Annotated in this window: 12 protein-coding genes and 1 pseudogene; 7 read left to right on the top strand and 6 right to left on the bottom strand. The window is 44.3% G+C overall.

All coding sequences use genetic code 11. The features are described from left to right. Positions 1-79 precede the first annotated feature (79 nt). Complete coding sequence (locus tag ACGF63_RS05520; protein WP_269149774.1) at positions 80-205, top strand: hypothetical protein; 126 nt, start codon at positions 80-82, stop codon at positions 203-205. A gap of 468 nt (positions 206-673) precedes the next feature. On the opposite strand, the gene ACGF63_RS05515 is transcribed toward ACGF63_RS05520, so the two are convergent. Further along, positions 674-2,128, bottom strand: a complete 1,455-nt coding sequence (locus ACGF63_RS05515; RefSeq protein ID WP_152963271.1) for a carbon starvation protein A — start codon at positions 2,126-2,128, stop codon at positions 674-676. Between the two features lie 155 nt (positions 2,129-2,283). Here ACGF63_RS05515 and yihX point away from each other — a divergent pair, with 155 nt between their 5' ends. The 4 genes from yihX to ACGF63_RS05495 all read left to right on the top strand — a co-directional run bounded on the left by yihX (position 2,284) and on the right by ACGF63_RS05495 (position 4,699). Continuing rightward, positions 2,284-2,901: a glucose-1-phosphatase gene (gene yihX, locus ACGF63_RS05510; protein ID WP_387629360.1), complete on the top strand. Its 618-nt coding sequence runs from the start codon at positions 2,284-2,286 to the stop codon at positions 2,899-2,901. A 47-nt stretch (positions 2,902-2,948) separates the two neighbouring features. After that, positions 2,949-3,386, top strand: coding sequence for a D-aminoacyl-tRNA deacylase (gene dtd / locus ACGF63_RS05505; protein WP_387629357.1), 438 nt, complete (start codon positions 2,949-2,951; stop codon positions 3,384-3,386). 72 nt (positions 3,387-3,458) lie between these two features. Continuing rightward, the gene (gene fabY / locus ACGF63_RS05500) at positions 3,459-4,376 is read left to right on the top strand and encodes a fatty acid biosynthesis protein FabY (RefSeq protein ID WP_036846238.1); all 918 of its coding nucleotides are present in this window, start codon (positions 3,459-3,461) and stop codon (positions 4,374-4,376) included. Positions 4,377-4,462: 86 nt separating this feature from the next. Beyond that, the gene (locus ACGF63_RS05495) at positions 4,463-4,699 is read left to right on the top strand and encodes a type II toxin-antitoxin system RelB/DinJ family antitoxin (protein WP_012776380.1); all 237 of its coding nucleotides are present in this window, start codon (positions 4,463-4,465) and stop codon (positions 4,697-4,699) included. Positions 4,700-4,904: 205 nt separating this feature from the next. On the opposite strand, the gene ACGF63_RS05490 is transcribed toward ACGF63_RS05495, so the two are convergent. Next, positions 4,905-6,611 carry an AsmA family protein gene (locus ACGF63_RS05490; RefSeq protein ID WP_239002476.1) on the bottom strand — a complete coding sequence of 569 codons (1,707 nt, stop codon included), beginning with the start codon at positions 6,609-6,611 and terminating at the stop codon, positions 4,905-4,907. 574 nt (positions 6,612-7,185) lie between these two features. Between ACGF63_RS05490 and ACGF63_RS05485 the strand changes: the two genes are divergently transcribed. After that, a complete protein-coding gene (locus tag ACGF63_RS05485) occupies positions 7,186-8,727 on the top strand; it encodes a 4-hydroxyphenylacetate 3-hydroxylase family protein (protein ID WP_239002497.1) in 1,542 nt (513 codons plus the stop codon). A gap of 46 nt (positions 8,728-8,773) precedes the next feature. Here the strand turns inward: ACGF63_RS05485 and ACGF63_RS05480 are convergent. Then, positions 8,774-8,906: pseudogene (locus tag ACGF63_RS05480) on the bottom strand (solute carrier family 23 protein); the annotation flags it as partial. Between the two features lie 246 nt (positions 8,907-9,152). On the opposite strand from ACGF63_RS05480, the gene gltS reads away from it, so the two are divergent. Next, positions 9,153-10,361: a sodium/glutamate symporter gene (gene gltS, locus ACGF63_RS05475; protein ID WP_387629353.1), complete on the top strand. Its 1,209-nt coding sequence runs from the start codon at positions 9,153-9,155 to the stop codon at positions 10,359-10,361. 303 nt (positions 10,362-10,664) lie between these two features. Here gltS and ACGF63_RS05470 read toward each other — a convergent pair whose 3' ends face one another. From ACGF63_RS05470 to ACGF63_RS05460, 3 genes are all read right to left on the bottom strand, one after another. Then, on the bottom strand, positions 10,665-10,982 hold the full coding sequence (locus ACGF63_RS05470) for a HigA family addiction module antitoxin (RefSeq protein ID WP_036846231.1): 318 nt from the start codon (positions 10,980-10,982) through the stop codon (positions 10,665-10,667). Positions 10,983-10,993: 11 nt separating this feature from the next. Further along, entirely contained in the window at positions 10,994-11,284 is a 291-nt protein-coding gene (locus tag ACGF63_RS05465; RefSeq protein ID WP_036846579.1) for a type II toxin-antitoxin system RelE/ParE family toxin, read from the bottom strand. A gap of 86 nt (positions 11,285-11,370) precedes the next feature. Continuing rightward, positions 11,371-12,719: transposase (locus ACGF63_RS05460; protein ID WP_387629348.1), on the bottom strand; the 1,349-nt coding region annotated here is incomplete at its 5' end.

Genomic DNA, 12,719 nt, shown 5'->3' with positions numbered 1-12,719 from the left:
TGATATTGCTTGCTTCGATAATAAGCGAGCAATCATCCAAAGACCGGTTGACCATAAAGAAAAACTATTGGTGCCATTAATGAAGTCAACTATCTGTTGGTATATCTGTAACAACCTGTATTTGAAAATGCGTAAACCTGCATTTATCGCTTTTTCCGACATGGATGCGGCTAAAGCGAAGTTCTGGTATTCGAATGGTGTATAGTTCAACCACTATTCGTACTGTGTTGCAAATAATAATTGTAGTCAATTTTTATTGTATTTGCCATCACCCAGAATAATGAGTGTAATTTCATTTGAAGGGGCTGTTTCTGCTTTAATGAGCTGTTTTTATTTAACCGTTAAACAGGCAATGATTATGGGAGGTGAATTGCATCCTTGCTTGAAGATTCTCCCATTTATTATCATTACTGATAGGTTTGTCTTTAAAACGTTTCGCGTTCTGGTTGGTGTTGGGATGCCCTTTTAGATAAGAAATCATTGGTTGGGCGTTCATCACTTATAAAGAAGCTCTCCCAGCTATTTACGACTGGGGAAATTCCCCTTTCTTTAACCAATTGCTCTGACTGTGGTGTTTTTAACATTATCAAGGAACCTAACCTCAGTGGAAATTAAAACCCCTCGACATTTTACCTAAGGGGCTGTTATTAATATTTAATGTTTTCTTTGGTTTTTACTCATTTAGTGCTTCGGCTTCTATATTATCAGAAGCTGATTTAGAGCGGACTTTTGCAAAGAAGATAATCGTTACAATCACCATTGCCGCCAGGCCGATAACGACAGAGATATTCCAATCCAGGGCAAAACCTTCAGGAGCGAATGCCAGATAGGTGAAGCACACCGCTGTCATGAACATGGCCGGCAGGGTGGTGATCCAGTGGAATTTATCGCGGCGCAGCAGCCAGGCAGAGGCAGCCCACAACATAACCATTGCTGTAGTTTGGTTTGCCCAGCCGAAGTAACGCCAGATGATATTGAAATCGGTTTTGGTGATCAGATAACCGACAATAAACATGGGCACACTTAATAACAGGCGTTTGGTCATTTCTTGCTGAGGAATATTCAGGAATTCAGCAATAATCAAGCGGGCAGAACGGAACGCTGTATCGCCGGAAGTAATTGGCAGAATCACCACACCAAGGATGGCCAGAATACCGCCGACAGTACCTAGCAGAGAAGTGGAAACTTCATGCACAACCAGAGAGGCAGTACCCTGATCAATCACTGCCTGCAATGCGTTAGTGTCTTCATAGAAACTCAGACCCAGTGTACACCAGATCAGCGCGATAATACCTTCACCAATCATTGCACCATAGAAAACAAAGCGGCCATTTTTCTCATTCTGCATACAACGTGCCATCAGCGGGGACTGAGTAGCGTGAAAGCCGGAGATAGCGCCACAGGCAATCGTGACAAACAACAACGGCCAAACAGGAAGGTCTTTCGGGTTAAAGTTAGTGGTGAAATCCAATCCTTGTGAGTAGAAAGGTTTATCGCTCATAGCCAAACCAACCATAAGCGCGACAGACATAAACAGCAATAACGCACCAAATAGTGGGTAAAGGCGACCGATGATTTTATCAATAGGGACCAGTGTCGCGAGAATATAGTAAGCAAAGATAACGCCAACCCAGATAGCAATGCTATCCCAGCCGATAGCCTCTTTTAGTAAGTTGTTCAGTAAGCCTGCCGGACTCAGAACAAATACTACACCAACCAGCATCAGCAGAATGACAGCAAAGATATTCATGAAATGTTTCATGGCTTTGCCCAGTTCATTACCGACGATGACGGGTACTGATGCTCCCCGTGCACGAACACTGAGCATACCAGAGAAATAATCATGTACTGCGCCGGCAAAGATACAGCCGAAGACAATCCACAGCATGGCCAGTGGACCATAGAGGGCACCAAGAATCGGGCCGAAAATAGGGCCGACACCGGCAATATTAAGTAACTGAATTAGCCAAACTTTTGGGGTGGACATTGCAACATAATCGACACCATCTGCCATAGAAAGCGCGGGGGTTTTTCTTTCTGGTCGAATGGTGAATATTTTTTCGACAATCTTGCCGTATATGAAATATCCTGCCAGAAGAAGCCCAATACAAAGGAGGAACCACAACATAAAATAACACCTTACTCTACTTTTTTGATCTGGAGGCTACTTTATCGTTTCATAAGAAAAATACCGTGAAGTAATTCGCTTTTTACTTTTCCGTACTGTTTTCTAATTATAAATACGATTAAAGTAAAAAGTTATTAATTAACCAGGAGGTGGTCATGCTATATATCTTCGATATGGGTAATGTGATTATTGATATTGATTTTAAAAGAGTTTTAGCTGTCTGGAGTAATTTGAGCGGCACACCTCTTGCGACGTTGACGAAAAGTTTCTCAATGGGAGAAACGTTTGAAAAACATGAGCGTGGTCAAATTACTGATCTGGAGTTCGCTGATACTTTATGTCAGGAAATGAATATTTCACTCAGTTTTGAGCAGTTTGCTGCCGGATGGCATGCTATTTTTATTAATATTCGTCCTGAAGTTATTCAAATAATGAATAAATTACGTGAAGCAGGGCATCGGGTTGTGGTGTTATCCAACACAAACCGTTTGCACTTGGATTATTGGCCGCATAATTACCCGGAAATTGCGGTATCGGCTGATTACCTCTATCTGTCCCAGGATTTGGCAATGCGCAAACCTGAACCTGATATTTTCAAATATGTTCTTGAGGCAGAAGGTTTCTCACCGGATCAGGCGGTATTTTTTGATGATGTGCTGGAAAATGTAGAGGCGGCCGGTGCGTTAGGCATAAATAGTGTCCATGTTATTGACCGGCAGACAGTCCCAGGCTATTTCAAAACAATCGGTTTTTCTGAACAGAAGAGTAATTGAACTGATAATGGGGGATAGTGCACGGATGCTCATATCTAAGGAAAAGTATGATTGCGTTAATCCAGCGAGTAACACAGGCAAATGTTGTTGTTGAGAACGAAATGATCGGGGCAATTGGTCACGGTCTGCTGGTATTGCTGGGCGTTGAAAAAGAAGATGATCAACAAAAGGCAAAACGATTATGTGAGAAAGTGATAGGGTATCGGATATTCAGTGATGAGCAGGGCAAAATGAATCTGAATGTCCAACAAGTTGGCGGCAGTTTACTGGTTGTTTCCCAGTTTACCCTGGCTGCTGATACTCAAAAGGGAATGCGCCCTGGTTTTTCTAGCGGCGCAAATCCGGATAAGGCTGATGAATTATATCGCTATTTTGTTGAACGATGCCGCCAAAGTGGTGTAAAAACAGAAATCGGGCGGTTTGCTGCCGATATGAAAGTCAGTCTGACAAACGATGGACCAGTCACTTTCTGGTTGCAGGTGTAGCCACGAAAAGCAGCCAGTAAAGCGCAATTACCCCCGATTACACATCATGATTAAAAGAAAGGGGCAGTTTCTATGTATCATCTGCGAGTACCTGAAACAGAACAAGAACTGGAAGCATATTATCGATTTCGTTGGGAAATGTTGCGTAAGCCATTGCATCAGCCTGTAGGCTCTGAGAAAGATGGTTATGACACCATGGCTCATCACCAGATGGTTGTGGATGAGAAAGGTAACCCGGTGGCGGTAGGGCGTTTATATATCAACGCGGATAGCGAAGGGGCCATCCGCTTTCTGGCAGTACATCCCCATGTGCAAGGCAAAGGGTTGGGGAAACTGATCGCAATGGCCCTGGAATCTGTTGCCCGTCAAGAAGGTGTGAAACGGGTAGTATGCAGCGCCCGTGAACATGCGGTAGATTTTTTCAGTAAACTGGGGTTCGAAAATCGTGGGCCAATTACCAGCCCGCAAACAACACCCATTCGCCATTTTCTGATGATCAAACCTGTTGCGACGCTTGATGATATTCTTCACCGGCCGGATTGGTGCAATGAACTGCAAAAAGCCTGGTACAAGCATATTCCCCTCAGTGAGAAAATGGGGGTGCGGATCTCTCAATATACCGGCCAGAGTTTTATTACCACGATGCCGGAAGCAGGGAATCAAAATCCTCATCAATCTCTCTTTGCAGGTAGTCTGTTCTCACTGGCAACGTTGACCGGTTGGGGGTTGATTTGGCTGTTGTTGCAAGAACGCCAACTGGGGGGTGATATTATTCTGGCTGATGCCAATATCCGTTACAAAAAGCCTATCGTTGGCAGGCCAAGTTCTGTTGCGGATCTCAAAAATATGAGCGGCGATTTGGCTCGCCTTGCGCAAGGCTACAAAGCGAGAGTGAAGTTGGAGGTGACGGTCCGTGGTGAGCACGGTGTAGGTGCGGTATTTACTGGCATTTATATGGTGCTGCCAAATGCTTACACGGCGATAGCTTAGGTTTCACAGTGGCATCAAATATGCCACTGGTGGTATTTTTCATGAGTCCCACGATAAGGGAGCAAACAGTCAGAAGAGGGGATACTATGAATACGGCCATATTAAAAGTTCGTGTTCCTGAAGAACTAAAAAATGCGGTAGCGAGAGCTGCTCAGGATAACAGTTTGGATATGTCTAGTTTTGTCCGCCTGGTATTAACCCGAGCGACAAAGGAACGCCACATTCCTAATGCCACAACGCAAGCGGCGATCCGTGAGCTGGAAAGTGGTGGTGGTACAAGTGTAGATACCGTAGATGAATTTTGGGATGAAATTTTTAAATAAAGTATGCTAAAAATTCGATATTCATCTGCATTTAAAAAGGATTTAAAACCCTTTTAGCATGATAAATCAGCTATTTCTGTTATTAATATCGTATTAGAACGGCTTGTCACGGGAAAACCACTTCCCCGTGAATACAAAGAGCACTCATTGAAGGGGATTATATTGGGTATCTGGAATGTCATGGAAAGCCAGATACCCAATTGATTTATAAGATAACTGAGCAGGTTTCACAATTTTGTATGGATATTTGCCCCTTATCGATTACCTGAGTTTCTTTGCCTGATTGTTTATCGATAGCTTCAAGTATGCCACTGATGGAACTTTTCACGTCGTCAGCAGAAAGATCTCCTTGTATCCGCAGAGTGAAATTGCCTTTGCCCTGTAATTTCAATGGCACCCAGCCCCATTGGTGCAAAATAGCTAAATCTGCATCCATTCCCTGAAAATTTAAAGTGAATGGCTTCTGTGTCTGTTGATCCACTGTGCCCTTAGCTTTCAGTAACCCATCATCAACAGAGGCATCTAATTGGTCGAGGATGAGTTTATTTCCCTCTGTGTGTAATTTAAGGTAAGGGCGGTTTAATTCAACTTTGTTGAATGTTGCGCTGGTGGCGCTCAGATTTGAAGATCCGCTCCAAATCCCCCATCTTCCATCTTTCAGTAATTCCATGTTATCGACATAACCATTAAGAGCGGTAAGCTGGAATGGAAAATCGGGATTGATATCAACCAATAGGCTGTTATTAATCGTCATCCCGTTAATGGAAAAGCCGGATATCCATTTAGGCAGTGATTCTTTCAGTAACTGATGCCAGTTTTGCGGCAAAGTATAAGTTAAACCCGCAACCGTTGCATTTGCGATTTTAAACTGCTTTGTTTGGTGGTTCCATTGAGCTTTGATGTGGAATAATCCCTTTTCCCAACGGGCAGTAAGATTGGAAATATTAAGCTCATTTCCGGCAAGAATAAGGTGACCAATAGCGTCGGTGACATGAAGATCATTCAGCGTAGTATCCATTACGTTGAAATCAATAATTCCTTCTTTCCCTTGCCAGTTCCCGTTAACCAAACCGATATTTTTTACTGAGGCATCCAGATAGTTAGCAGACCAGCCTTTACCTTCCAGCTTGGCATTAGTGAGGCTCAGATCTTTAATGCTCACTGCGGGTAATTTACTGGTTTTCAGCCATAACTCTTCAAGCGTCATTGCAGTCTGCCAGCGAATATCACTGATAAGTAAATTATCCCACTGCCAGCTCCCATCGGGTAGACGTTGCCCATTACCGGATACCGAACCGCGTGCCAATGTTGCACCAAATGAGCGGATAATCAGTGTATTCTGTTGGTTATTCCCTTGCATAACCACCTTTTCAAGAGAAATATTATTTAAGTTCAGCTGATCGGCACTGAACTGAAATTTTCCATTCCCTGCCAATTCACCTGATTGAGGGTTCCAGGGAGTGATGCCACCGGTAATATTTTCCCCTTGGACCTGCCAGTCTGCATTTTCTGACTGAATAGACATTTGATTGAGTTGCAGGATATTGGCGCTAAAAGGTAAGGATTGCCGCTCGCCTTTTATTGTTAATTGGCCCTGTTGCAATAACAGACGGTGAAAATGATGCGGAGAAGTGAGTTGCTGCCAGTTGAAATCGAATGCCGCAACTTGAGCCTCTAAGGTAAAAGAGTGTTGTTTATTACTAAGGGCGATATTGGTGAACGTCAGGGTGCCGGGTTGTGACCAGTAATGTTCGATATTGCCAATCTGAACCTGATAATCACTGTTATTACTGAGCCATTGACTCAATTGGCGAGCGCCCCAGCTTGTCTGAATAACGACATAAAGAGTGACTACTGTCAGTATTAGCAGTAATGACAGAGTAACCAGCAATTTTCCTAACCATCTCATCATCAGACTCCAATTTAATCAGCTTATAACTTCCTTTTATGCCGTAATTTTTGTGTTCACTCAAGAGATGGTGAATAAAAGTTATGAGCGAGGAGAAATTATTATTTGTAATGCTTGCATAATTGAACGATAAAACCAAAATACCAATAAATAACTATATTAATTATAAATTCTAATAGTTTCATGTGATGAGATAATAAAAAAATAAGGAGTTATTAGTGTTGTTTTATTGTTTTAAAATAACTTTTAGATATTGATTTTTGCTTGATTTTATTTGTGTCTTTCATGATAAGTTATTTCATATTAAGGTGTTACGATTCTTGCATGAATTTGTTAATAATTATCTTGTGTAATTAATGCAATTATTAAGTCTATATTTTATCTCATGGTAATATAGCTAATAACATCCGAATGAATTAATGTATTAATGGATGGTTATAAGTGGAATAATGATTTTTTTCGTAATCACTTCTATTCCTTTCTCAGTTTTACTGATGATTGAAATAAGACTTCATCGTTTACTTTCATCCATCTTCCAGCAAATAAATAACGTAAGGAATCTATTATGTCAGAAAGCATGAAACAAAAATCGTCGCATGAAAGCAGTATCCGCATGACCAGCCCACTGACTGGAAAGGAATTTCTGGATGGGCTAGACGATGGTCGGGAAGTCTGGGCTTATGGTGAACGTATCCACGATGTTGCCCGCCATCCTGCTTTTCAAAATCCAGCCCGCGCTGTTGCGAAACTCTACGACGCTTTGCATGATCCCGTTTATCGTGACGTACTGACCACGGCTACAGATACGGGGAGTTGTGGTGTAACCCATCCCTTTTTCCGTGTGCCGCGTTCACAGCAGGATTTAATTGCGGATCGTGATGCTATCGCCGCGTGGGCTCGTATAAATTATGGTTGGTTGGGTAGAAGTCCTGACTATAAGGCGGCGTTTCTTACCTCACTAGGCGTAAACCCAGAATTTTATGGTGAGTTTGCTGATAATGCAAAAAACTGGTACGCCCGCTCACAGGAAAACGTGTTTTACTGGAATCACTCAATTATTAACCCACCGGTAGATCGCCATTTACCTCCTGATGAAATTGGTGATGTTTGTATTCATGTTGAAAAAGAGTGCGATGATGGATTAATTGTCAGCGGCGCAAAAGTTGTTGCCACGGGGTCGGCGATTAGCCACTACAACTTTATTGGTCATTATGGTTTACCGATAAAGAAGCGGGAATTTGCGTTGGTCTGTACCTTACCGATGAATGCGCCAGGACTGAAATTAATCTGTCGTCCCTCTTACGCACTGGCGGCTGATAAAATAGGCAGTCCTTTTGATTATCCGCTCTCTTCCCGATTTGATGAGAACGATACGATTATTATTATGGATAAAGTGAAGGTTCCTTGGGAGAACGTATTTATCTATGGCGATGTAGATAAAGTCTCGTTATTTTTTGCTGAATCTGGTTATTTTCATCGGGCTATGCTGCATGGTGTGACCCGGTTGGCTGTTAAACTTGATTTTCTTTGTGGATTAATTATTAAGGGGGTTGAAGCCACGGGTACGAAGGATTTTCGTGGCGTACAAACACGGGTTGGTGAAGTATTGGCATGGCGTAATATGTTTTGGGCGCTCAGTGATGCAATGATTAAATCTCCGGAGTCCTGGGGTAAGGATGCCTTATTACCTCGATATGAATATGGAATGGCTTATCGTTGGTTTATGACGCTGGGTTATCCGCGGGTAAAAGAAATTATTGAACAGGATTTAGGGAGTGCCTTGATTTATGTTAACTCTCATGCCAGCGATTTTTCTAACCCAGAGCTGTCTCCCTATCTTGATAAATACGTGCGAGGCTCCAATGGTTACAGCGCAGTTGAACGGGTTAAACTGATGAAACTGATTTGGGACTCAATTGGTACCGAATTCGCTGGCAGGCATGAATTATATGAGCGCAATTACTCTGGCAACCATGAAACTGTCAGAATAGACGTGTTATTGGCTGCCCAATCGTCGGGTTTAGTGGATCAATGTAAGGGATTTGCTGAACAGTGTATGAGTGAATACGGTCTTGATGGTTGGATCGGTAACGATTTTATTTGGCCTTCCAGCCGCTAGGCTAAACCATAATCACGCACAACTGTGATTTTATGTGCGTGATTATTAAGTTGATTATCTGCTGTGTATCGTGAGCAGGCAGCTCCAGCGCTTGGCAGATTAAAATTGCCGGCGTGATCCGCGACAAACATTGCCAATAAATGCTGACAGGCAGCAAACAGAGTTTATGGCAGTGGTGGGCATGATGTGAAATTCCGGGCCGACAAAAAACGCATTTTAATGATCCACTACACAAAAGCAATCGTTTGCGAAAAAATTCTGTAACCAGGTGTGATTTAATCTGGTCACATTTTTATATGTTTTAACTTGTGTTTGTTGCTGATTTTTTTTCTAATCCAGCGTTGCCTGCTTTTGGCGTTTTCTAAAGGATGAGTCTAACGTCGTAAGAATTTACATAATTTTAACAATATAGCTGGGGTACATAGATGTATCATCTTGATGTTTATGGCACGCTTGTTGCGTCCGCATTAGTACTATTAATTGGGCGAAAACTCGTACAATCAGTTCCATTTCTTGAAAAATACACCATTCCTGAACCTGTTGCGGGTGGCCTGTTAGTTGCTTTTATACTTTTAATGCTTAAGCAAACGACGGGTTGGGAAATCAGCTTTGATTTGTCCCTTAAAGACCCTTTGATGTTAACTTTCTTTGCCACTATTGGCCTGAATGCGAATCTTTCCAGTTTGCGAGCGGGTGGTAAGGTACTTTTCACTTTTGTCTTTGTCGTTGTTGGCCTGTTGTTGGTTCAGAACACCGTGGGTATCGCATTGGCTGAACTGCTGGGGCTGGATCCATTAATGGGTTTACTGGCAGGTTCTATAACGCTGTCTGGTGGTCATGGGACCGGTGCTGCTTGGGGGAAACTGTTTGTTGAACGTTATGGGTTTGAAAATGCGTCAGAAGTGGCAATGGCCTGTGCGACTTTCGGTTTGGTGCTAGGTGGTCTGATTGGTGGTCCAGTTGCTCGTTTTCTGGTGAAGAATACAAAAACCCCCGGGCTGAAGGCAGATGATACCGAAGTGCCAACGGCGTTTGAAAAACCTTATACCGGTCGGATGATTACACCATTGGTCATGCTGGAAACTATCGCATTGATCTCTATCTGCCTGATGGCAGGTAATTTTGTTTCTGAGCTTATGCAAGGTACATGGTTTGAATTACCGACATTCGTTTGTGTGTTATTTATTGGGGTTATCCTCAGTAACAGCCTGTCGGCGTTAGGTTTTTACCGGGTATTTGACCGGGCGGTTTCTGTCTTGGGTAACGTGAGTCTTTCGTTGTTTCTGGCAATGGCGTTGATGAGCCTGAAATTGTGGCAGATGGCATCTCTGGCATTACCAATGCTGACAATTCTTGCGATACAGGCTGTTGTCATGGCGTTGTACGCAATTTTTGTTACCTATCGTGTGATGGGGAAAAACTACGATGCAGCGGTTCTTGCTGCGGGCCATTGTGGTTTTGGCTTGGGGGCGACACCGACAGCCATTGCAAACATGCAGGCGATTACCGACCGTTTCGGACCCTCTCATGTGGCGTTTCTGGTGGTGCCGATGGTAGGTGCGTTCTTTATCGATATCGTTAACGCGATTGTGATTAAGCTCTATCTGCTGTTGCCAATATTCCCAGCAGTGTAGGGGCAAATTAGAGAGATACTGCACTGGCTATTCAGTTGGTGCAGTATTGTCGTTGTGTTCTGCTGTAATTCATCATTCAAATCTTCTATACCATTCAATTTTGTTACTTCTTGTCAGCCTTCGATAAGATCCAGTCCCTGGCCCTTTCCTCATCGGAGAAATCCTGCGGTAAGGTCACCGGTTGGTAACGTTACCGCTGCGTCAGAAATTTTTCATTAACCGTCATTTATCATTATTTATTCTTAGACAAGCATCGTCATAGTTTCACCGTCAAAACGACAATACAACGTAATATATTCGCAACTAGGTGGCCACCAAGGGCCGCGCGCGTTCCAGTTTGTCAGCCAAAACCTCATTATGCTGAGCCAGCCACATGTCATTGATGAACTGGAGGTTAAGCCAAAACTCCGGTGTGGTTCCCAAAACCTTTGCCAGCAAAAAGGCAGTTTCCGCAGTCACTCCACGCCGACCACCGCACAGCTCATTGACGGTCTTCCGGCCTACGCCCATAGCTTTTGCCAGTTCGCCCTGGGTGATACCCAAGGGTTCTAGAAATTCTTCTTTGAGCATAGTGCCCACACTGGTAGGTTGATGAGCGGGAATTCTTAGTGCTTCAATCATAGTTTCACCTCTTACCTGTATGTATGGGGGTCCAGATAGATCCCGTTAGCCTCGCCTGCATCCCATTGGAATATCAGGCGATATTGCTTGTTAACGCGGATCGAACACCAGTCTTTTAGATTGCCTTCCAGATGCTCAAATCTGTTACCCGGTGGCACCCTTAAATCCTTCTCGCCTTTAGCGACATGGATAATATCGAGCTTACGCTTTAAAGCACTTTCAATTGTGCTGGGTATGTTGGGTGACTTTTCACCGCGAAAGTAATAATCATCCAACCACTGATCCCTGAACATCTTAATCATGGTTAATGGTATCCTGTATCGATACATGTTACAATTGATTTTTAGCAAGACCTGCCGTAAACCCTCGCCCAGTGCGGCATAGGTATCTACACATCGTCGAACTGACCTAACACACTTGCGGCTAACCGGGTCAGTTCCTCTGCCGAGTATTCCGACAACAACTGTAACGTGTTTAGCAGCAGTGATAAACCCGCCAGAATAGCCGGCGCGCTTTCTCGTCGCCCCCGTTTCTGTTGACGTCCCGATAAACGACACAATAATCGTCTTGCCCTGATGTTCTCTTCATCATTTCCTCGCTGTAAGCGCCACGCCAGTACACAAGCCATACTCGCAATTAAAAGCCGCCGTAACACCGCTCCCGCACTGCGTTGCAACCAGGACTCCACATCATGACCCGCCCCCTTTATCAGCTTAAAAAACGATTCGATGTTCCACCGCCAGTAATACCATTGCGCCACCTCATCAGGACCCATTTCCTCTCCCACGTTCGTCAGCAGGGTCCACTGCCCCAGCCGCTGCCCTTCCTCATCCATCAGCCGGACAACTATCAGCCTGACCGGGAGCGGCGGACCTGACTGTACTTTTAGCCTTTTTCCGGTTTCTTCATTGATACGCTTCGGTTTGGCCGCTCGCGTTATCGTTATTCCCGCTTCACTCACCGCCAGGCCCGCTTTCCTGCCTTTGTAATCCACCTGTCCGGTGACGTGAAAAGACAGGTTTTCTGCCACCTGACCGAGTTTTTGGGTTTCGCCCTGGTATTCAACACGATGGCCCTCTTTTCCCCGGATTAACCACCGAAATCCCTGCGCACTGAGCTGACGCAGATGGCCCACCGAATCACCTTCCCGGTCAATCACATGAATCAATGTTTTGCCCAGTTCCAGGGCTTCAATCTGGTTGATACTGGCTGTCAACGCATCCAGATGCGTTTCCTGGGGAAGCCGGTTCTCATCCAGCGTCGAGTGACATCCGGTATTGTCCGTCAGTGACTGTGCCACCGGGGCGATTGGCAGACCGGAAGCGGCATCAACCAGCAGGCTGGTTTGCAGCTCATAACCGATATCCCGGGCATGGGTCATCTGAAGACGCTGGGTTTTATGCAGATGTGAGGCAAACTGTAAGCGAGACCAGTCATGAACCACCAACGCATAAGCATGGGAACTCTGAGCGATGCCCTGTCGGGCCAGTTCAATCATCGGCTGATTAAGCTGGCTAAATGAAATACGGTCATTGTTGAGAAAACGCCAGACGGCCTGAGTGGTGGCAAAGGTCGTCTTCTGGGCACTGGCGATATCTTTAATCGCCGGCGCAAGGGAAGCGGCAGGAGTCATATGTTGTTTAACCAAAGATTGATATCGACGGTTGAGCCGGGCATCGAGCCCGGTGATAGAAAAGTTGAAAGCATACTGAATATTAATACCATTTCTGACGAGAA

The organism is Photorhabdus sp. RM322S (assembly GCF_042879395.1).
Classification (GTDB): Bacteria; Pseudomonadota; Gammaproteobacteria; order Enterobacterales; family Enterobacteriaceae; genus Photorhabdus; species Photorhabdus khanii.
The sequence above is the reverse complement of the archived record's forward strand: the minus strand, read 5'-3'. Positions and strand labels throughout refer to the sequence as shown.

Coding starts and splice junctions, on each gene's coding strand:
- ACGF63_RS05520 (WP_269149774.1), top strand. CDS start 80: ATGAAGTCAACTATCTGTTGGTATATCTGTAACAACCTGTATTTGAAA.
- ACGF63_RS05515 (WP_152963271.1), bottom strand. CDS start 2,128: ATGTTGTGGTTCCTCCTTTGTATTGGGCTTCTTCTGGCAGGATATTTC.
- yihX (WP_387629360.1), top strand. CDS start 2,284: ATGCTATATATCTTCGATATGGGTAATGTGATTATTGATATTGATTTT.
- dtd (WP_387629357.1), top strand. CDS start 2,949: ATGATTGCGTTAATCCAGCGAGTAACACAGGCAAATGTTGTTGTTGAG.
- fabY (WP_036846238.1), top strand. CDS start 3,459: ATGTATCATCTGCGAGTACCTGAAACAGAACAAGAACTGGAAGCATAT.
- ACGF63_RS05495 (WP_012776380.1), top strand. CDS start 4,463: ATGAATACGGCCATATTAAAAGTTCGTGTTCCTGAAGAACTAAAAAAT.
- ACGF63_RS05490 (WP_239002476.1), bottom strand. CDS start 6,611: ATGATGAGATGGTTAGGAAAATTGCTGGTTACTCTGTCATTACTGCTA.
- ACGF63_RS05485 (WP_239002497.1), top strand. CDS start 7,186: ATGAAACAAAAATCGTCGCATGAAAGCAGTATCCGCATGACCAGCCCA.
- gltS (WP_387629353.1), top strand. CDS start 9,153: ATGTATCATCTTGATGTTTATGGCACGCTTGTTGCGTCCGCATTAGTA.
- ACGF63_RS05470 (WP_036846231.1), bottom strand. CDS start 10,982: ATGATTGAAGCACTAAGAATTCCCGCTCATCAACCTACCAGTGTGGGC.
- ACGF63_RS05465 (WP_036846579.1), bottom strand. CDS start 11,284: ATGATTAAGATGTTCAGGGATCAGTGGTTGGATGATTATTACTTTCGC.